The organism is Streptomyces brevispora (assembly GCF_007829885.1).
Classification (GTDB): Bacteria; Actinomycetota; Actinomycetes; order Streptomycetales; family Streptomycetaceae; genus Streptomyces; species Streptomyces brevispora.
In genome coordinates this window covers 3332288-3351760 of the sequence record NZ_VIWW01000001.1, presented here as the reverse complement: position 1 = coordinate 3351760, position 19473 = coordinate 3332288, and the positions used below count along the sequence as shown (strand labels likewise).

Here is a 19473-nt window from a genome sequence, read left to right as displayed (position 1 = left end):
TTCGACTCCTTGATCGGTCACTTGCCGAGGCGTACACGCTGCCCCGAGAGCGTCACATTAGATTGCGAATAGGGCTGTTACGTGACACATCCGGTCTATCGGTTGAATGCGCCAAGAAGATTCCCCCCGATGCGCCGGTCCCGCCTCCCGATATGTATGGGTTCGCCTAGATTCCTGGGGGTGATAGGCGCGTGTAGGTGCGGGAGTTGCTGACGCCACCGGCAGTGGTGACGTTGACAGAGACGGTCCCCACCGGTCCGGCCGGTGCCTGCGCGACGACGGTGACGTCGGACAGCACGGTGAAGGCGGCTGGTGTGGCGCCGAAGGAGACTGTGCTGGTGGTGGTCAGAGCGGTACCGGTGAGGGTGATGCCGGCTCCTGAGTCCGTGGGTCCCTGGGTGGGGGTCAGCGCGGTGAGGACCGGTGCGGGCACGTAGGTGTAGACCACGGTGTTGCTGGTGCCGCCGAGGGTGGTGACGGTGACGGGTACCGCTCCTGTTCCCGCGGGTGTGACGGCGGTGATCTGGGTGGCGGAGTTGACCGTGTAGGTGGTCGCGGGGTTGCTGCCGAAGGTGACCGCGGTGGCTCCGGTCAGGCCGGCGCCGGTGAGCGTGACGGTGGCGCCACCCGAGGCCGGACCCTGGTTGGGAGAGACAGCGGTGAGGGCCGGTGCGGTCAGGTAGAAGAAGTAGACGGGCCCGGTGGTGCCGCCGAGGGTGGTGACGGTGACGGGTACCGCTCCTGTTCCCGCGGGTGTGACGGCGGTGATCTGGGTGGCGGAGTTGACCGTGTAGGTGGTCGCGGGGTTGCTGCCGAAGGTGACCGCGGTGGCTCCGGTCAGGCCGGCGCCGGTGAGCGTAACGGTGGTGCCACCCGAGGCCGGACCCTGGTTGGGAGAGACAGCGGTGAGGGCCGGTGCGGCCGCGTAGGTGTAGGTGACCGAATTACTCGTCCCCCCGGGGGTTTTCACGGTGACCGGGACGGCGCCGGTCCCGGGCGGTGTCACTGCGGTGATCTTCGTGGAGTTGTCGACCGAGTAGGTGAGAGCTGGGGCGGTGCCGAAGATGACCGCGGTCGCTCCGGTGAAGCTGTTGCCGTTCAACGTGACCGTGCTGCTGCCCGCCGCAGGGCCGGTGTTGGGTACGACTGAGCTGAGGAGAGGGGCGGCAGCGACCACGCTGGGCCGTACCGCTCGCGCCGCACACTCACTGTTTTCCACGGTGTCTCCGTAGGGTGTGGCTCCGCCCGGAGGAGGGCGGCAGATGATGGGCCGGGTCCACCCGCCACCACCCGTCACGCAGACTCCAGCCGGGCGAAAGGAACGTTCCTGGCCGAGTGGGAGCGTGGCGATTGGTCAGACGAGTCGTGCGCCCGGTCCGGGAGGAACTTCCCGGACCGGGGCTTTTCTGGGGGCGGGCACGCACCCTTTGTGGTCGGGGCGTTTCCACTTCGGTGGGGTTTCGGCCGCCGCCACCGGCGGCGACCGAAACCCTCCTGAGGGTTGGTCAGATGCCGGGACCTGCGAGGTAGGTGTACGCGCCCACTGCGGTCGCGCTGCCTGCGTCATTGGTCACGACGACGTCGACGGCGCCGGCCGCTCCGGGGGGCGTGACGGCCGACACCGAAGTGTCGGAGAGCACGGTGAAGGGAGCGGGGTTGCCGTCGAAGGTGACCTCGTTCGTGCTGGTGAGGCCGGTACCGGCCACGGTCACGGTCGTGCCGCCCGTCGTCGGTCCTGAAGCAGGGGTCAACGTCGTCACCGTCGGGACGGCGACGTAGGTGTACGACAGCCCGTTGTTGGTGCCGCCCGCCGTGGTGACACTGACCCCCACCGATCCCGCCGCGCCGGCCGGCGCGGAGACCGTGATCTGGCCGTCCGACACGACCGTCGGTACCGCCGTGTTGGCACCGAAGGCGACACTGCTGGCAGTGGACAGGCCTGTGCCGTTGATGGTGACGGTCCCACCGCCCGCCGTCGACCCGGAAGTCGGGCTCAGGGACTGCTTGAACGGCGCCCCGACGTAGAAGAACGGGATGGGGTTGCTCGTTCCTCCCGGCGTGGTCACGGTGACGCCGACCGATCCGTTGCCCGACGGTGAGACGGCGGTGACCTGGGTGGGCGAGACGTTGGTGACGGCGGTGGCGGACCGGGTGCCGAAGCGCACCGCGGTGGTGCCGCTGAGGCCGGTACCGGTGATGGTGACGAGTGTTCCGCCGCCACTTGACCCTTGGTTCGGGCTGATTGGCATGAGAGATTCCTCCTCGCTAGGCAATGCGGTACATTGCCAAGCAGTGATGGGGCGTTCGGATTCGCGGACACCTCAATCGGTGCGAACTGTGTCTCGTGCCCACTGGCCAGGTGGTATCTCGGTGGCCCTGCAATGGCGTGCACTTGGCGGTATCGGCCGCCTGCCTGATATGCAGGGCCATCGAAGTACACCGCGCATCCAGCGCTGGTCGGCGCTGGATCAGCGACTTGCTCGCATCGCTCGGAGAGTCAATCCATCTGAATGGATACCTTGATTAACCCATTCGAGTGTCGCGGTCACAAGGGTTCCGACGAGATGTCACCCATTCGGTCGAGCGCCCAGCCGTGTATTGCAGCACCCCAGTGGCGCATACATAAAAGTGGTTATAGCAATTTGCATTAGGGGGCCGGAGCTACCCGATGCCCCATCAATTCCGTTGCATTGGTTCGTGGTCGACCGGCGCGAGGAAGAGCTGGATGTCAGGCGGCCCCATTCTTCAGCTCTGGAAGCGGTAACTTGATTGAGCGTTTTCAGAGTGGCCACCGATGGGGTGACGCCGACGTGGGCGCAACGCACGAGGCACCTGAGCCGTTGAGGGAGATGTTCGAAGTCTCAACTCGTCAGCGCAGGTGCCTTGTTGGTTGGCTACCCTGCCGCACTTGACCTTCCTCATGCGCTGGTCGAGTGGGTCACCATGCTCGTCGTCACCCGCGAGGGTGACCGCCGCCGCAAGCTTCCGCCGCACCAACGTGCGCTTGTGGGCCTGGTGTACCTGCGTAAGCACGACACTTTGTCCCAGATAGCCGCTGGCTTCGGTACCTCGGTCGGCACCGCCCACGCCTACACCACCGCGGTGATCGACCTCCTGGCCGCCCGCGCACCCGGCCTGCTCAAGGTCCTGCGCGAGCACGAACCGGAGTACGTCCTGCTCGACGGGACGCTCGCCGAGTGCGACCGGGTCGGCAACGGCCGGGCCGACTACTCGCACAAGCACCGCCGCCACGGCGTGAACGTGCAGGTCGTGACTGAGCCGATCGGTCAGGTGCTGTGGATCTCGCCGGTCCAGCCGGGCCGGTGCCACGACCTGAGCGCCGCTCGCACCCACCGGATCATCCGGATCTGCGAACGTCAGGGCGTTCCCATCCTGGCTGACCGCGCCGGCCCCTGGGTCACCACCGGGCGCAGACGCCCACCTGGCGGGCAGCTGACCCCAACACAGCAGACGATCAACCGGGCACTGGCCACGCCCCGAGCACCCGTCGAACGCGGCATCTCACGACTCAAGTCCTGGCGGATCTTCCGAAGATCACGGATCAGCCCCAACCGCATGACGTCAATCGCCAAAGCCGTCCTCACCCTGAAGAGGCAGTGCTGAAAACGCTCACTACCTGGACATCGACTTCGCCGAAACGGTGCGGCGGCACGCCACGAAGCCCCAGGCGGATGAGTACGGGGAGGTGGAGCTACGCGACTGGTACCGGCCTCGCGACCTGCTCCCCGGCCGCGCGGAATCGCTGATCGGCGCCGCCGACAGCCTGGCCGGCACGACGGACCGCATCATGACCGAAACCGGTCTGGCAGCCCTCACCCCGCTCGATCACTGAACCAAGGCCCCCGGCAGAGCCCGAGCCCACAAGGCCGGGCCGACCCACACCGTGGGCTTCAGCGGCTGCTGCGACTGACGCGGACCGCCTGCGCCGGCAGCGCGATGCCGTGGGTCTGGGCGACCTTCCCCGGTCGCAGGGTCCACGGCACCGGGGACGTGTCGGTCAACCAGTCCTCGGCGACGATCCGGTGCACGACGAAGCCACGCAGCGACCGCGGCAGCTTCTTCCAGCCCAGGCCCTTGCACAGCTGACCGTACGACGGACCGTGGCCGTGCTCCGCGCGGAAGGCCACGGTGAACGCGGCGGCCTCCCTGCCGCAGTCGGGGTGCGCGTCCCTCCACGTCTCGTAGGCGCTGAACACCGACCGGGGAACGGGGACCTCGGGGGGCGAGGTCGCGAACGCGTTCGCGACCCGTCCGAAGGAGAACCGGCACAAGGGGCACTGCTCCACCGCCTCCACGTGACGCAGCAGAGCCGGACTGATCCCGGACTTCCACTCGGCCCACCGGGCCGGGGTGATCTCCGGAGGTTCGGCGGCGGCCGCCGCCTCGCGCGCCGCCCGCTGCGCCGCCTCCTGCTCGGCGAGTTCCGCGAGCTCCTCGGGGGTGCGGAACATGCCCGCCAGGTGACCCACCACCGGCCCCAGCCGGTAGGCGTCACCGGACACGTCGGCGAGGAACCCCTTGGCGAGGAGTTCGGGCAGCGCGTCGCAGCAGTCCCCGGGCAGCCCGGCGGGGATGTGTCCGGAGAGATCGGCGGCGCTGTGGGCGGCCAGGAACAGGGCGGCGAGCCGGGCAGCCGGTGTGGTCTTCCTGACCGGCTTGGCGACCCGCGTGCGCATGGCCCATCCCGACACCCGCGACCGTGTGCCCTTGCCCAACGGCATCGGGTGGCCCGGCCCCGGCGCCAGCTCCGGCACCACGATCCCCGCCGGCTCGTCCGGGTCCCCGCCGATCAGCGATTCGGGCACCTGCCACCCGGCGGTGGCCAGTTCGGCGACGGCCCGCTCCGGGTTCTCCAGCCGCAACGACCGCAGGTCGGTGCCCGTGAGGTTGCCGATCCCGCCCCGCGCGGCCCGGATGGCCACGACGACGGCGAGCAGCTGTGCGTCGACGGAGACGAGGGGCAACTCGACCACGTACGAGAGGAGCGCACGCGCCGCCTCCCCCTGGCGTGGCGTCAGCAGGAAGGGCGGCGGTACCGGCTTCGAGGACGGCGGGGCGGCAGTCTCAACTGCGTCGGCAGACTTGGGCACATCACACCTAACGTAGACCCGCCCGCCGGGGTCACGACCATCGTGACGCACGGCCGAGCGGCTGGGAACGGCGCTCGTCGACGGACCTCGCACGGTAGCGGGCGTCTGGTTGCATGGTGCCTTATGGATGCCATTGTCACGAGCATCATCGCGGTCGTGGGTACACTGCTCGGCTCGACGGTGACGCGTGCCTTCCAGCAGCCATCCGCACGGCCCACGGAGCAGAACGCGCACAGGGCACAACCGCGTCAGGGACGACTCAACGCCCACGGCGGGTACGCCGGACCGCTCGTCGACTTCCGCCAGGCCGTGCCGCCGTGCCGCACCACTGGTTCCGTGTGCACGTCTGCCGCACCGGCACGCCCGAGCTCGTCAGGACCACCGCGCTCCTGTGATCCGTATGGTCGCACCCACTTCGAACAGGTGGCCGCCGACCGATGAGTCTCTCCGCGATCCAGAGTCTGACAGTCATAACTTGGTGCACTACGTCTGTGCACTACGACCGTGCGCTACGTCCGCGGAGCGGTCAGAACGTGCACCGCCCGAACCCGCAGAGCACTGGCAGAACACCGGCCCAACAACAATCTCGGAGATCTCGATGCGTACCCTGATCAGCACCGCCTTCGTCTCGCTCGACGGCGTCGTGGAGGCCCCCGGCGGCGAGCCCGGCTACCGCAACTCGGGCTGGACCTTCAAGGACATGGAGTTCCTCCCCGAGGCATTCGAGATCAAGGGCCGGGAGCAGACGGAAGCCGCCGCGATGCTGATGGGCCGGGTCAGCTACGAGGCGTTCAGCCCGGTGTGGCCCGGCATGGAGGAATTCGCCGACTACAAGGTGATGCCGAAGTACGTCGTCTCCACCACGCTCACCGAGGACGACCTCGTCACGGACTGGGGCACGACCACGATCCTGCGCTCCCTCGACGAGGTTGCCGCGCTGAAGGAGACCGAGGGCGGCCCGATCATCGTCCACGGCAGCGCCGCCCTGAACCGGAGCCTTTCGGACGCCGGCCTGATCGACCGCTACCACCTCCTCGTCTTCCCGCTGCTCCTCGGCGCGGGCAAGCGCCTGTTCAGCGACACGGACAAGGACACCCAGAAGCTGAAGCTCGTCGAGCACAAGGCATACGCCAACGGCCTGCAGATGAACATCTTCGACGTCGTCCGCTGACGACGTCGAACCTCCCGGAAGCGCGGCTTCCGGGGACGTTAGCGGGACGACAGGGAGGCGTTAGCAGAACATGAGCGGCGGGCGAGAAGGTTCAGGTGTCAGCAGGTCAGGAGGGGGAGCGGTTCGCCGCCGCAAGTTCCGGGCCGTGGCTGCACCGTCACACTTCACCGCCACACGACCGTCACGGGGAATCTCATGCGTACGATCCGCAACCGCAACCGCAAGCGCACCGCCACCATCGGCGCCGGGAGGAGTACCGGGAGGTGCTTCCCGGACCGCTGCTCGACCTCGCCGAGGTCGAGCAGCACGCCCGCAGGCTCCGTACGGCCGTCACCGTGCACATTCCCGGCCTTCTCCAGACTCCGGAGTACGCACGCGAGGTGTTCCGCCAGGATGTGCCCGAGCTGTCTCCGCCCGACATCGAGCACCGCATTTCGTTCCGGATCAAGCGTCAGGCGGTCCTGTTCAGGAGCACTCCGACGCCACACCAGGCAGTGGTGCACGAGGCGGCCCTCCGGATGCAGTTCGGCGGAGCCGACGTAACCCGTCGGCAGCTTCGCCATCTACTCGACACGAGCGAACGTGAACACATCGGCATCAGGGTGATTCCGTTCGCCGCCGGAACCTTCGCGGGATCGGGCCAGTCGATCTACTACTTCGCCGGCGCTGTGTCCCGGCTCGATACGGTCAACCTGGACCAGTCGCACGGACCCGTCTTTCTCGACTCCGCTGCACAACTGGAGAAATACCGAGTCCTCCTCGGCCGCATGGAGTCCACAGCACTCGGCGAGACTGAGTCCCGTGCCTTCATCCACGACATCGCCCACAGTCTGTGAGGAAACCAAGATGACAGCCCCCACCTGGCAGAAGTCCTCCTACTGTGCCCAGGGCAACTCCTGCATCCACGTCGCCGCCCTCACTCCGGGAACGGTGAACCTCACCGAAAGCGGCGACCCCACCGGCGCAATAATCCAGGCCGCCCCCACCGCCTGGGCTGCCCTCCTTCGTACCCTCAAGGAGGCCCACCCCCATGACTGACCTCACCTGGATCCGCGCCGCCCCCGAGGACGCCCCGGGACCCGGCCCCTGGATCGAGATCGCCTTCGGGCCCGGCGACACCGTCCACCTGCGCGAGACCAGCGACCCCGACAACATCGTCACCACCACCCGCACCAAATGGGAGGCCTTCACCAAGGGCGTCCGGGCCGGCGAGTTCGACCACTTCGCCGACCCGGACGGCAGCATCGGGCCGTCAACCAGAGGACGGGCCCGCATCAGCTGACGGACCGTGGACGCGGGTCTACGCGGACCGCAGCCGGTACGCGTACGTGTAGGTGCGACCCGCGTGCAGCAGGTACTCCGCGAGCGGCGGGGCTCCCCAGGAGTCGTTGCCGCCGACTCCCATCTGACGGTGGTTGACGCCCAGGATCGTCTCGTCGCGGCGCTTCAGTTCGTAGGGGTGCCTCGGTCCGTCCAGGTCGGACGGCGAGTAGTGCAGGACGCTCGTCTCCAGCATGGGCTCGCCCTCGTCCGGATCGGCCCGCACCAGAAGTCCGGTGCCCGACCGGTCCGTCACCGACAGATGGCGCACGTCCGTCATGTTGCCGGTCTGCTCGGGCCGGATGTACGGCGCGACCTGCTGGTCGACCGTGGAGCGGTAGCGGCCCACGAACGCGCCGGTGTGCCGGTCCCAGTAGTTCTCCTGCGGGCCGCGCCCGTACCAGTCGATCTGCTCGAAGCCCTCCGGAATCGTCAGCAGGGCTCCCACCATGGGCAGATCGGGCAGCCCGGCGGGGGCCTCCAGGGTGTGCCGGACCCGGATCTCGCCGTCTCCGCGCACGGTGAACACCGTGGTCCAGGTGGACGCCGCGGGGGCGGTGGGCAGGGTGCAGTGCACCTCTACGGTGACCACTCCGGGCGACGGTCGGCCGGTCCTGACGGAGGTGACCTCGCGGTCGGTGCCGGCGGCCCGCCAGGTCCGCAGGGAGTTCTGGGCGCCGCGGCCGATGTCGTTGTCGGTGGGCCCGCGCCAGAAGTTCGGCACCGGGCCGCCGGCCAGCAGCAGCCGCCCCTTCACCCGGTACGACGCCAGCGTTCCGGTGTTCTTGTCCAGGACCACTTCCACGTCCCGCCCACTGATGTGGACACGCGCGTCCGTCTCGTCGAGGGTGAGAGCGGGCAGCGTGTCCGGGGCCGGGTCGGCGGGGGCCGGGGTGTGCCAGTCGAGAGCGAGCTGTTCGGCGGCCACGGTGTGCCCCGCATCGGCCCAATCGGTCGCCGATTTCAGTACGAACGACACGTTCAGCCAGTACTCGGCACCCGGCACGGGCGTGCGCGGCTTGCGGCAGGGGATGCGCACGGTGCCCTCGCCGCCGGGCGCCACATCCGGCGCCGCGAGCCCGCCGTGCTGCACGCTCCGGCCGTCGCAGGTCACGTCCCAGCGCAGCTCGTACGCGTCCAGGCCGCTGAACAGGTGCTTGTTCCGCACCGTGACCGTCCCGGCCGCGAGATCCGCCGCGAGGACGGCGACCGGCTGGTAGACCTTCTTGAGCTCCAGCAGACCGGGGTGCGGCGTACGGTCCGCCGCGACCAGGCCGTTGCAGCAGAAGTTCGCGTCGGTGGGGTACCCGTCGTGCCAGTCCCCGCCGTACGACAGGTAGCTGCGCTTCGAGTCACCCGGCACCGGGAGCCGGATCGCCTGGTCGACCCAGTCCCACACGAACGCACCGTGCAGATTCGGGTAGCGCTCGAAGATGTCCCAGTACTCCTTGAGGTTTCCGCTGCTGTTGCCCATGGCGTGCGCGTACTCGCAGAGCATGAAGGGCGTCGGATTGCCCGACTTGCCGTACGCCTCCACGCCCGCCGGCCTGGTGTACATCTCGCTGTGCAGGTCGGCGACGGCGTTCATGCCCTCGTAGTGCACGGGCCGGGAGGCGTCCCGGGCGTGCACCCAGTCGGCCATGGCCTGGAAGTTGGACCCCCCACCGGCCTCGTTGCCCAGCGACCAGACCACGACGCACGGGTGGTTCTTGTCGCGCTCGACCATGGAGCGGAGCCGGTCGACACAGGCGTCGGTCCACTCCGGCAGGGAGGACGGCACGGTGTCGCGCACGCCGTGGGTCTCCAGGTTCGTCTCGTCGATGACGTACAGGCCGTACTCGTCGCACAGCTCCAGCCAGCGCGGGCTGTTGGGGTAGTGCGAGGTGCGCACGGCGTTGATGTTGTGCTGCTTCATCAGCCGGATGTCCTGGAGCATCCGCGGCTCGCGGATCGCCTGACCGTGGTCGGGGTCGGACTCGTGGCGGTTGGTGCCGCGGAACATGACGGGCTTGCCGTTCACGGTGAGCCTGCCTGGCCCGTACTCGACCTCGCGGAAGCCGGTGCGGGTCCGCTGGATGTCGACCGCACGCCCCGAACCGTCGGTGAGCGTGACGACCAGGGTGTACAGGTTCGGGTCCTCGGCCGACCACAGCGCGGGCGCGGCGACGTCCGCCTTCAGCGTCACCTCCGTGTCCCCCGCGCCCTGCGGTAAGACGTCGCCGGTGAGGGGGCGGCCGACGCGGCGCCCCCGGTCGTCGTACAGCACCGCCTCGATCCGGTGACCGCCGGCGGCCCCGGCGGCGCCCCGGTTGCGTACGGTCGCGGTGACCGTGAGGACCGCGTCACGGTACGCGGCATCCAGCGCGGTCCGCACGAACAGGTCCTGCACATGGACCGGCGCGATCGCGTACAGATAGACGTCACGGAAGATCCCGGACAGGTCGATCATGTCCTGGTCCTCCAGCCAACTGCCGTCGGACCAGCGGTAGACCTCGACGGCCAGGGTGTTGTCGCCCGGCCGCACATGGCCGGTGATGTCGAACTCGGCGGGGGTGTAGCTGTCCTCGCTGTAACCGACGCGCTTGCCGTTGACCCAGAGGAAGAACGCCGACTTCACGCCCTGGAAGGAGATCAGGGTGCGCCGGCCCGACCAGTCGCGCGGCACGGTGAAGGTGCGGCGGTAGGAGCCGACCGGGTTGAAGTCGTGCGGAACCGCAGGTGGTTCGGGAGTCTCGTAGCCGACCCACGGATAGCGGATATTGAGGTAGATCGGCTCCGGGTAGCCCTCGATCTCCCAGTTCGACGGTACGGGGATGCGGTCCCAGTCGCCGTCGTCGTAACCGGGTGCCTCGAAACCGGCCGGGCGGGCGTCGGGGTTCCTGGACCACTTGAAGCGCCACGTGCCGTTCAGGGAGCGGAAGTAGGGCGACTTCTCCATGCGTCCGCGCAGTGCGTCGGAGCCGTTCGCGTACGGCAAGAGCCGGGCCCGCGCCGCCTCTCTGCCGACCTGGAAGACTCTCGGCTCCGCGTCCCACTCGGGGCCGTCCGCGGCGAAAGCCTGTCTCTGTGCTGAGAAGACGGCCCAGCCCGCGAGGGCTGCGCCGGTCGAAAGGACGGAACGACGGCTCGGACGGTATGCGCTCATGAAGCGACTCCGTACGGAAGGCAACAAGAACCATCACCATCAGACGAAATCACTCAACACGCAAGACTCCGCGCGGGATCGGCGCGCGTCGCGGCCGAGGCGGCCCCGGCATCAGAGGCCTGACCACATCAAAGAGCGGCGGGGTACCGCCGAAGGTGGCCGAAAGTACGCGATGGCCCGGTCCCGCTGCAGCTACGGCTGCCGCCACACCGACCCGACGGCAGATCAGAACCGTGCGGTTCGGATGACCACCACCGGGACGCCCCGCCCTGGCAATGCCCGAAGCCCCGTCCGGTACGGGTGAGACCGCCAGTCACCGGGTCGGCCGAGGCCCTGGCGGCCCGTGGCGCCGTCGCCGGCCGACGGGGCCGACCGTGGCAGGCTACCGACAGATGTCCCGGCCACGTGTCCCGACGCCCCGCCGTGGGCATGATCATCGGCATGAACGAGGCCATGGGTGAAGGCGCGAGCGACAAGCCGGGGCAGATCCTGCACTGGAACTTCTTCATTGGCGGCCATCTGAGCGCCTCCGTACCCGTGCGCCTCGTCGAACGTACGACCACGGGTCAGCTGGTGTGGATGAAGACCGGCACGCCCATGTGGCGCTCGGCCCTCCCGCACGGCACACACCTGCGGGACATCGCACCGCACGAGCGCCCCGCCGAGGGCTACCCGGTGGTCGCCGACCGGTGGCCGATGGGCAACGCCCTCTTCTACCAGCCGACCGGCGCAGCCCACTCCGTCCTATGGCTCTTCGGGCGCAGACAGAAATTCCGTGGCTGGTACGTCAATCTGGAACGCCGGGTCCACCACGGTGACGACATCGACATCGCCGACCACGAACTCGACCTCAACGTGGCGCCGGACCGCACCTGGCAGTGGAAGGACGAGCAGTCCTTCGCCGAGAAGACCGGCCACCCCGCGTACTGGACGGCCGAAGAAGCCGCCGCCATCCGGACCGAGGGCGACACGGTGGCCCGGCTCGCCGAGGCCGGAACGTTTCCCTTCGACGGCTCCTGGTGTGATTTCCGGCCGCCGCCGGCCTGGACGACACCGCCCCGCCCGCCCCATCCCCGCCGCTCGATCCTCTGAACTACGCGTACGCCCACCACGCCACACATGCCCTGATGGGTGCGGTTCGGGCCCTGATGCGGGTCTCGGCCAGGGTGGCGCGATGACAATCATTGCCCGGCGTCACGCTCCGTGATACACAGAGTAACGATACGTAATTCGCTCAGACACCGATTCGATCCGCAGGTCAGGGCGGCCAAGCCGGTCAAATGTGCGAGATTCGGGTAAAGAGAGCCGTCAAGTCGTCGTACGAAGGCAGTTTCATCAGCGAAGATAGAGGGCGACTCGTGCCGTGCGGCACGGGCACTGAACTACCCAACAGGGGCGGTGACTTACATGATCCTGGCAGCTGAGAAGGGCGACATCACCACCATCATCGGCGGAATCGCCCCGAACTGGGGCCCGTTCGGGACCTTGGGCAACGAGGCCCGCGTAATGATCGAGGTAGTGATGGCGATCGCCATCCTGCTCTGCCTCGGCATCGCGATCTGGGGCGCGGCGAAGCAGCGGATCGGCGCGACTGCTCTGCGCGACACATTCAGCGCGGAGCAGGGCAAGGGGCTGATCGTCGCCGGTCTGACCGGTGTGTTCATCATCGGATCGCTGGGCACCTTGTTCACCATCGTCTACGGGATGGCCGTCTAACCGGCCGTCAGCCCGCGCCCGGGGGCAATCCCGCCCCTTCCCCACCATCCGCCCGTCGTGCCCACCGGCAGAGGTTGCGTCTCCCTGATGTCGAGTCACCACACCGCGTCCACGCGGGAACCAGCACGGCTACCGTCGTACTACGACGCGGTTCAGGCAACGGTTGAGGGGGCGTACGCGGCATGAGTCTCGGCGACGAGGACGGCTACGGCAACGACTCCGGCCGTTCGAGCGACGGCTACAGCACCCTCGGCGGTACGCGCCAGACCCGTACCCGCCTCCCCGACAGCCAGGGCGGCGACGGCTACGGCCCCCGCCGCCCGGCCCGCAAATCCCGCTCGCTCTTCACGGTCATCGGCGTGGTGGTCCTGCTCCTGGCCGCTATCGCCTTCGCGAACATGGGCGGGGGCGACGGCGGCAACGGCGGCGACGGCACCTCGGGAAGCAACGGCAAGAAGACCGGCTCGGCACCGACGGCGGCTACGGGGACGAAGCCGGTGACGGGGAAGAACGGCGAGATCGCCTCCGGGTTCGCGCATGACGAGCAGGGGGCGCAGAGCGCGGCGTCCAACTTCGCGGTGGCGCTCGGGTCCGTCGAGATGTTCAAGAAGGACAGCCGGCACACAATCGTGGACAGCATCTACACGCCTGAAGCAGCGGGGAAGCTCAGAGACCCGCAGGATACTGCCTACTCTCCCGCGTTCCTCGACAAGCTCGGGCTCGATGCCAACGGGAATGCGCCGCAAGGCAGCACATTCGTATCTCGAACAGTGCCGGTAGGTACCAAGTTGGAGTCCTTCGACGCCAGCACAGCCAAGGTCTCGGTCTGGTACATGGGTCTGATTGGTATGTCCGGTCCTGGGTCCACCGACCCGGTCCGCACCGCCTGGAAGACCTGGACCGTCGAACTCACCTGGGCGGACAAGGACTGGAAGGCCGTAACGGACTCCCAGAGGGACGGACCGGCTCCGGTCCCTGGAGATGTTGCAGCTTCCAGCTCGGACGAAATCAGCAAGGCCGTCGAGGAGTACGGAGGTTTCACTTATGCCCGATAGCCCTCGGCTCCACGTCCGCTCCATCTTCACCGCGCTGGCAGCAGTGCAGACAGCCGTTGTCGTCTTCTCTGCGCGTGCGATTGCTGCTCCCACCCCTTCACCCTCACCAAGTCCGAGCAACAAAGCCTGCGATCTACTCATCGGCCCCGCCAAGCAGTACTGCGAGGACGGCGACGCCTCCCCCAAATCCACTCTCCCCAAAAGCACCGACCCCGCCCTCGACCCCCTCACCTCCCTGGGCCGCGGCTGTGCCGACGCCGCCGCGTGGATCGTGGGCAAGCTCAGCGACGCCGTCAAAAGCACCGCGAACGTCGACTTCACGAACACCCGGTTCCTCCAGCAGTACGCGATCGTCTTCGCCGCCTCCACCGTGCTGACCCTCGTCCTGTGGCTGCTCGCCGTCGCCAAGCGCGCCATCCGCGGTGTGCCGCTCACCACCGCGATCTCCGAGGCCATCGGCTTCCTGTGGCTGACGGTCCTCGCGTCCGCGTTCACGCCCCTGATCCTTTACACGATCGTCTCCGCGACCGACGGCGTCACCGATGTCATCGCCTCGTCCTCCGGCGGGCAGACAGACGTCTTCTTCGGGTCGTTCGCCGAGGCGCTCAAGAAGGACTCCGACATCGGCGGCGGGCCGATCATGCTGATCGTCGTCTCACTGGTGTCGATCCTCGCCGCGGGCATCCTCTGGCTGGAGCTCGTGATCCGGGCCGCCCTGCTGTACGTGGGCGCCCTGCTCGGAACCGCCGTGTACGCGGGGCTCGTCGACAAGAACATGTGGGGGCACGTACGCCGCTGGGCAGGCATCATGATCGCGGTGATCATGGTGAAACCGGTCATCGTCGTCGTGCTCGGCCTGGCCGGCGCACTGTCCTCGGACGACGGGCCCGACGCGTTCTCCGCCGTCGTGTCCGGGCTGTCCATCATCCTGCTGGCGATCTTCGCCTCCGGCATGATCTACCGCTTCGTCCCCGGCTTCGGCGACGAGATCCAGGGCGCCCGCACCAACCGCAAGCAGGCCACCGACGGCTCCCAGGCCGCCGCGATGATCAGCTCGCCCGCGGCTCTCGTCTCCCAGGGCATCAAGACCCACAGCAGCCGTGGCGGCCAGGACGGCGGCGGAGGCAACAGCGGCGGCGGACGCCCCGCCAACCCGGTCAGCGGCGGTGTCGCCGCCCACAGCTCCCGCAACTCCGGGAGCGGGGTCGGCGGCGGATCTGTCCCCTCCGCCGCACCTCCGCCCCGCAGCGGGTCGGGCCCCACCTCCGGAACCCCGCACAGCAGCCGCGGCCCGCGCCGCGGATCAGGCAGCTCAGGTAACAACAGCACAGGAGGTGGCGGGCGTTGAGCACGCAGTCCCATCCGATCGCGCCCCGCCGTACGTATCTCATCGGCCGGGCCAGGCCCAACGCGATGGTCGGCAAGAACCGCGAGACCGGCGAGATCGCCCTGATCATCGCCGGGGCGTTCCTCGGCATGATGAGCGGGCTGCTCGTACCGGTCCTGTCCATGCGGATCGTGCTGCTCACCGGCTTCCCGATGCTCGCCCTGGCGATCGTCTACGTCCCGTACAAGCACCGGACCTTCTACAAGTGGTTCGAGATCAACCGCAGCTACAAGCGCTCCCTGCGCCGCGGCACCACGTACAAGTCCGGCGCCATGGAGGCCGGCGTCAGCGCCGACGGGCGTGAGGTCGAGATCGGGCCGCCCCCCGGCATCGGCCGGATCAACTGGCTGGCCGCGCCCTTCGGGCCGGACGAGATCGCCGTACTGCTGCACGCCGACCGCCGTACCGTCACCGCGGCGATCGAGATCGAGGGGCCCGGCGTCGGGCTGCGCGACAGCGAGGACCAGGAAGCACTCGTCGACCGGTTCGGCACGCTGCTCAAGCACGTCGCCAACGGCGACGGCTTCGTGACCCGCATCCAGATGCTGGCCCGCACCCTGCCCGCCGACCCGGACGCACACGCCAAGGACGTCGCCCAGCGCGGCGACAAGGCCTCCCCGGGCTGGCTCCAGGAGTCCTACGACCAGCTCCAGTCGATGGTCTCCACCTCCAGCGAGCAGCACCGCGCCTACCTCGTCGCCTGCATGGAGTTCGACCGCGAGCTCGCCGCCGAGGCCAACGCCATGGCCCGCGCCGCCCGCCCCCACGGCGGCCGCAAGCTCGACCGGGACGCGGGTCTCGCCGTCGTCATGGCCCGCGAGCTCACCGACATCTGCGCCCGCCTCGCCGAGGCCGACATCCGGGTACGCCAGCCGCTCGGCCAGAGCCGCCTGGCCTCTCTCGTGCACTCGATGTACGACCCCGACCACCCCATCGACCACATCCAGGCCATGACGAAGCGCAACGCCTGGCCGGCCGAACTGGACGCGATCGAGCCGACGTTCCTCCAGGCCAAGACCCGTGAGTCGTCCACCCGTGCGCCCTGGTGCCACTCCACGGCCTGGGTGAAGGAGTGGCCGATGACGCCCGTCGGCGTCAACTTCCTGGCCCCGCTCCTCGTCCACACCCCCGATGTGATCCGTACGGTCGCGGTCTGCATGGACCTCGAACCCACCGAGGTGGCCATCGAGCGGATGCTCACCGAGAAGACCAACGACGAGGCCGAGGCCAGCCGCCAGGCCAAGATGAACCGCACCGTCGACCCCCGCGACATCGCCGCCCACGGCAGGCTCGACCAGCGGGGTGAAGATCTCGCGAGCGGAGCGGCCGGGGTGAACCTGGTGGGGTACATCACCGTGTCGTCGCGTTCGCCCGAGTCCCTCGCCCGCGACAAGCGGACGATCCGGGCCTCCGCCGGCAAGTCGTACCTGAAGCTGGAGTGGTGCGACCGCGAGCACCACCGCGCGTTCGTGAACACCCTGCCGTTCGCCACCGGCATCCGCCGCTAGCCCCACACGACCGAGAGACGAAAGGGAGGTCGGTCACGCCATGCGAGATCCGCTGTCCGCGATGTCGGACGCCTTTACCGCCTTCCTCTTCGGGAAGGTGGAGACGACCCGGCTGCCCGTCCGCACCTCGACCGGACAGGCCCAGGCGGTCTATCTGCCCACCGCCGCCCCCGGCCTCGGCGACTCCGGCGTGATCATCGGCCGCGAGGTGTACTCCGGCAAGGGCTACATCTACGACCCCTTCCAGCTGTACGGCCAGCAGCTCCCCGCCCCGCACTGGCTGGTGCTCGGCGAGTCCGGGAACGGCAAGTCCGCGCTGGAGAAGACGTACGTGCTCCGCCAGCTCCGCTTCCGCGACCGCCAGGTCGTCGTCCTGGACGCGCAGGGCGAGGACGGTGTCGGCGAATGGAACCTCATCGCTCAGGAACTGGGCCTGACCCCCATCCGCCTCGACCCCACCTCCGCGCTCAACGGTGGCATCCGTCTCAACCCGCTCGACCCCGCGATCACCACGACCGGGCAGCTCGCCCTGCTCCGCACGATCATCGAAGTCGCCATGGGGCACGGCCTCGACGAACGGTCAGGCTTCGCGCTCAAGGTCGCGCACGCCTTCGTGAACGAGACGAAGACCGACCGCCAGCCCGTCCTCATGGACATCGTCGACCAACTGCGCCACCCGGAGCCCGATTCCGCCGCGGCGATGAACGTCGACATAGACGACGTACGGGCCTGGGGCCTGGACGTCGCCCTCGTCCTGGACCGGCTCGTCGACGGCGACCTGCGCGGCATGTTCGACGGACCGACGTCCGCCGACATCGACCTGGACGCCCCACTGATCGTCTTCGACCTCTCGCACATCGACCGCAACTCCATCGCCATGCCGATCCTGATGGCGATCGTCGGCGTCTGGCTGGAACACACCTGGATCAGGCCCGACCGGAAGAAGCGCATCTTCCTGGTCGAAGAGGCCTGGCACATCATCAACTCCCCGTTCGTGGCCCAGCTCTTTCAGCGTCTGCTGAAGTTCGGCCGACGGCTCGGGCTGTCCTTCGTCGCCGTCGTCCACCACCTCAGCGACGTGGTCGACGGGGCCGCGGCGCGGGAGGCGGCAGCCATCCTCAAGATGGCGTCGACCCGCACGATCTACGCTCAGAAGGCCGACGAGGCGCGGGCGACCGGCCGGGTGCTCGGGCTGCCCCGATGGGCGGTCGAGATCATCCCCACGCTCACCCCGGGCATCGCCGTCTGGGACGTCAACGGAAACGTACAGGTCGTCAAACACCTGATCACCGAGGCCGAACGGCCCCTCGTCTTCACCGACCGCGCCATGACGGAGTCCTCCGCCACCGACCTGCTCCCGGAGGACGTACGCGCCGCCGAACTGGAGGCGGAACAACGCGCGGCCCGGATCGAGAACCAACAGCGGCTCAACGAGTCGTCCGAGTCAACGGTGGCATGACATGACAGGGCACGGCGGGGCACAGCCCGGCAGAAACCGGGACGGCACCGGCGGCATCCCCGACGGGCTGCTGATCGGTCTGCTGGTCTTCCTGCTCGGGCTGACACTGCTGGCCTGGACGGCCACCGGTCTGGCCGGACTCCTCACGCACGGCGCCTGGCCGCAGGGCGTCACCCTCGCCGAGACCCCGCTGGCCATACGCCGACTGGTGGAAGCCCCGCACGACCTGCCGGCCGCCTGGCCGGCCACACCCGCGGGGGAGCTCTCCGGGTACGGCCTGTTCTGGGGCCTGTTCATAGGCGAACTGATGGTGCTGGTGGTGCTGACCGTGTTCGTGATGGGAGTGGTCGCGCGCTGGCGCGGCGTACGGTCCTGGCAACGCGCCCAACGGCTGGAGCAACTGGAGCAACGTCAACAGGAGGAACTCCAGCGGCAGCCCGATCAAGGAACGCGACAGGAGTACGCGTACGAGGCCCCGGTTCCCGACCCCGCGACGAAACCGGCCCCGGCATCCCGCACCGCCCCGCAGGAGCCCACCCTCGTCGCCACGGAACACCTCACCGAGCCGCAGCATCCGTATCCGCATCCCGCGAACCCGGTCCACGCCGCCGCCGACACCGCCGACGCCCTCGCGACCGTTCCGCCGCCCACCGTGCCCTCTCCCCGCGCCCGCCTCGTCGTCTACGGGCCGGCAGCCACCCGCCGGCCCACCGTCGTCCAGGCCATCCGCGAGGCGGACGGGCCCGCGCTCGTCGTCACCTCCGACCCCAGCGTCTGGGCCGAGACCAAGGACGTCCGCGCCAAGCTGGGCCCCGTCCTCGTCTACGACCCGGGCCACCTCTGCGACACCCCGGCCCGGCTCCACTGGGCCCCCACCGTCGGCTGTGAGCTGCCCGACCGGGCGGCTGCCCGCGCCGCCGCCCTCCTCGCCCCGGTCCGGCCGCAGGCCGACATCGACGCGGCGACGGCCGACACCGCCGAAACGCTCCTGCAGTGCTGGCTGCACGCCGCCGCCGTGGACGGCCGCCCCTTCCGCCAGGTCCACCGCTGGGCACTGGGCGGCAGCGCCCACGAACCGGTGCGGCTGCTGCGTACCCACCCCAAGGCCGCATCCGGACTCGCCGGACTGCTGGAGTCCGCGCTCACCGCCCACCCCGAACGCCGCGAGATGGCACAGGAACTCACCGTACGGGCCTTCGGCGCGCTCTCCTCGGTCCACATCCGCGACGCCTGCACCCCCAACCGAGCCGATGCGCTCGCGCTGGAATCCTTTGTGGACGAGGGGGGCACCCTTTATGTGGTGGGTGAACCCATCGAGAGCCCCCGATCGGGCCCGGGAGCCATGCCCCTGCTCACGGCGCTCACCTCAGACGTGGTCGAGCACGGCCGCCGCATGGCCGCACGGTCACCCGCCGGCCGGCTCGACCCACCCATGACGCTCGTCCTCGACGATGTCGCAGCCGTGGCCCCCTTGCCGCGGCTGCCCGAGCTGCTGGCGACCGGTCAGGCCCACGGTCTGCCCACCATCGCCCTGCTCCGCTCGCCCGAGCAGGGCCGCGCCCGCTGGACCCAGCCGCTCCAAACGCCGAGCGCGCCCTGAC

General features: G+C 69.0%; 16 protein-coding genes and 1 pseudogene. 13 read left to right on the top strand and 4 right to left on the bottom strand.

Annotated features, from left to right (window positions below; genetic code table 11):
- Nucleotides 1-166: 166 nt before the first annotated feature.
- Nucleotides 167-1219 carry an IPT/TIG domain-containing protein gene (locus FHX80_RS15495; protein ID WP_145764715.1) on the bottom strand — a complete coding sequence of 351 codons (1053 nt, stop codon included), beginning with the start codon at nucleotides 1217-1219 and terminating at the stop codon, nucleotides 167-169.
- A gap of 286 nt (nucleotides 1220-1505) precedes the next feature.
- Complete coding sequence (locus FHX80_RS15490) at nucleotides 1506-2249, bottom strand: IPT/TIG domain-containing protein (RefSeq protein ID WP_145764714.1); 744 nt, start codon at nucleotides 2247-2249, stop codon at nucleotides 1506-1508.
- 637 nt (nucleotides 2250-2886) lie between these two features.
- Between FHX80_RS15490 and FHX80_RS15485 the strand changes: the two genes are divergently transcribed.
- The gene (locus FHX80_RS15485) at nucleotides 2887-3624 is read left to right on the top strand and encodes a transposase family protein (RefSeq protein WP_145764713.1); all 738 of its coding nucleotides are present in this window, start codon (nucleotides 2887-2889) and stop codon (nucleotides 3622-3624) included.
- 82 nt (nucleotides 3625-3706) lie between these two features.
- Nucleotides 3707-3853, top strand: coding sequence for a P-loop NTPase family protein (locus tag FHX80_RS15480; RefSeq protein WP_244318280.1), 147 nt, complete (start codon nucleotides 3707-3709; stop codon nucleotides 3851-3853).
- Between the two features lie 58 nt (nucleotides 3854-3911).
- On the opposite strand, the gene FHX80_RS15475 is transcribed toward FHX80_RS15480, so the two are convergent.
- A complete protein-coding gene (locus FHX80_RS15475) occupies nucleotides 3912-5111 on the bottom strand; it encodes a hypothetical protein (RefSeq protein ID WP_145764711.1) in 1200 nt (399 codons plus the stop codon).
- 598 nt (nucleotides 5112-5709) lie between these two features.
- Here FHX80_RS15475 and FHX80_RS15470 point away from each other — a divergent pair.
- The 4 genes and pseudogenes from FHX80_RS15470 to FHX80_RS36395 all read left to right on the top strand — a co-directional run bounded on the left by FHX80_RS15470 (nucleotide 5710) and on the right by FHX80_RS36395 (nucleotide 7564).
- Nucleotides 5710-6282, top strand: a complete 573-nt coding sequence (locus FHX80_RS15470; protein WP_145764710.1) for a dihydrofolate reductase family protein — start codon at nucleotides 5710-5712, stop codon at nucleotides 6280-6282.
- A gap of 239 nt (nucleotides 6283-6521) precedes the next feature.
- Nucleotides 6522-7118: pseudogene (locus FHX80_RS15465) on the top strand (DUF5753 domain-containing protein); the annotation flags it as partial.
- 10 nt (nucleotides 7119-7128) lie between these two features.
- A complete protein-coding gene (locus FHX80_RS15460) occupies nucleotides 7129-7320 on the top strand; it encodes a DUF397 domain-containing protein (protein WP_145764709.1) in 192 nt (63 codons plus the stop codon).
- Nucleotides 7313-7564: a DUF397 domain-containing protein gene (locus FHX80_RS36395; RefSeq protein WP_145764708.1), complete on the top strand. Its 252-nt coding sequence runs from the start codon at nucleotides 7313-7315 to the stop codon at nucleotides 7562-7564. Before FHX80_RS15460 ends, FHX80_RS36395 begins: the two co-directional genes overlap by 8 nt.
- 18 nt (nucleotides 7565-7582) lie before the next feature.
- Here the strand turns inward: FHX80_RS36395 and lacZ are convergent, their stop codons facing one another.
- Nucleotides 7583-10747, bottom strand: a complete 3165-nt coding sequence (lacZ, locus tag FHX80_RS15450) for a beta-galactosidase, LacZ type (protein ID WP_145764707.1) — start codon at nucleotides 10745-10747, stop codon at nucleotides 7583-7585.
- 441 nt (nucleotides 10748-11188) lie between these two features.
- On the opposite strand from lacZ, the gene FHX80_RS15445 reads away from it, so the two are divergent.
- The 7 genes from FHX80_RS15445 (at nucleotide 11189) to FHX80_RS15415 (ending at nucleotide 19472) form a co-directional block, all read left to right on the top strand.
- Nucleotides 11189-11839 carry a ribonuclease FAU-1 family protein gene (locus FHX80_RS15445; RefSeq protein WP_145764706.1) on the top strand — a complete coding sequence of 217 codons (651 nt, stop codon included), beginning with the start codon at nucleotides 11189-11191 and terminating at the stop codon, nucleotides 11837-11839.
- A gap of 315 nt (nucleotides 11840-12154) precedes the next feature.
- The gene (locus FHX80_RS15440; RefSeq protein WP_024493027.1) at nucleotides 12155-12463 is read left to right on the top strand and encodes a hypothetical protein; all 309 of its coding nucleotides are present in this window, start codon (nucleotides 12155-12157) and stop codon (nucleotides 12461-12463) included.
- 182 nt (nucleotides 12464-12645) lie between these two features.
- Nucleotides 12646-13518, top strand: coding sequence for a DUF8175 domain-containg protein (locus tag FHX80_RS15435; protein WP_145764705.1), 873 nt, complete (start codon nucleotides 12646-12648; stop codon nucleotides 13516-13518).
- Nucleotides 13508-14866 (top strand): hypothetical protein, encoded by a 1359-nt coding sequence (locus FHX80_RS15430; RefSeq protein WP_208764665.1) that lies wholly within the window; start codon nucleotides 13508-13510, stop codon nucleotides 14864-14866. Before FHX80_RS15435 ends, FHX80_RS15430 begins: the two co-directional genes overlap by 11 nt.
- The gene (locus FHX80_RS15425) at nucleotides 14863-16413 is read left to right on the top strand and encodes an SCO6880 family protein (RefSeq protein WP_145764704.1); all 1551 of its coding nucleotides are present in this window, start codon (nucleotides 14863-14865) and stop codon (nucleotides 16411-16413) included. Before FHX80_RS15430 ends, FHX80_RS15425 begins: the two co-directional genes overlap by 4 nt.
- A gap of 40 nt (nucleotides 16414-16453) precedes the next feature.
- The gene (locus FHX80_RS15420; protein WP_145764703.1) at nucleotides 16454-17872 is read left to right on the top strand and encodes an ATP-binding protein; all 1419 of its coding nucleotides are present in this window, start codon (nucleotides 16454-16456) and stop codon (nucleotides 17870-17872) included.
- A 1-nt stretch (nucleotide 17873) separates the two neighbouring features.
- Complete coding sequence (locus FHX80_RS15415) at nucleotides 17874-19472, top strand: type IV secretory system conjugative DNA transfer family protein (protein ID WP_145764702.1); 1599 nt, start codon at nucleotides 17874-17876, stop codon at nucleotides 19470-19472.
- The last annotated feature ends 1 nt before the right edge of the window (nucleotide 19473 follow it).

Excerpts from the sequence above, each read along its gene's own strand:
- FHX80_RS15490 (WP_145764714.1), bottom strand. The coding sequence starts at position 2,249 with ATGCCAATCAGCCCGAACCAAGGGTCAAGTGGCGGCGGAACACTCGTC.
- FHX80_RS15470 (WP_145764710.1), top strand. The coding sequence starts at position 5,710 with ATGCGTACCCTGATCAGCACCGCCTTCGTCTCGCTCGACGGCGTCGTG.
- FHX80_RS15460 (WP_145764709.1), top strand. The coding sequence starts at position 7,129 with ATGACAGCCCCCACCTGGCAGAAGTCCTCCTACTGTGCCCAGGGCAAC.
- FHX80_RS36395 (WP_145764708.1), top strand. The coding sequence starts at position 7,313 with ATGACTGACCTCACCTGGATCCGCGCCGCCCCCGAGGACGCCCCGGGA.
- lacZ (WP_145764707.1), bottom strand. The coding sequence starts at position 10,747 with ATGAGCGCATACCGTCCGAGCCGTCGTTCCGTCCTTTCGACCGGCGCA.
- FHX80_RS15445 (WP_145764706.1), top strand. The coding sequence starts at position 11,189 with ATGAACGAGGCCATGGGTGAAGGCGCGAGCGACAAGCCGGGGCAGATC.
- FHX80_RS15440 (WP_024493027.1), top strand. The coding sequence starts at position 12,155 with ATGATCCTGGCAGCTGAGAAGGGCGACATCACCACCATCATCGGCGGA.
- FHX80_RS15435 (WP_145764705.1), top strand. The coding sequence starts at position 12,646 with ATGAGTCTCGGCGACGAGGACGGCTACGGCAACGACTCCGGCCGTTCG.
- FHX80_RS15430 (WP_208764665.1), top strand. The coding sequence starts at position 13,508 with ATGCCCGATAGCCCTCGGCTCCACGTCCGCTCCATCTTCACCGCGCTG.
- FHX80_RS15420 (WP_145764703.1), top strand. The coding sequence starts at position 16,454 with ATGCGAGATCCGCTGTCCGCGATGTCGGACGCCTTTACCGCCTTCCTC.
- FHX80_RS15415 (WP_145764702.1), top strand. The coding sequence starts at position 17,874 with ATGACAGGGCACGGCGGGGCACAGCCCGGCAGAAACCGGGACGGCACC.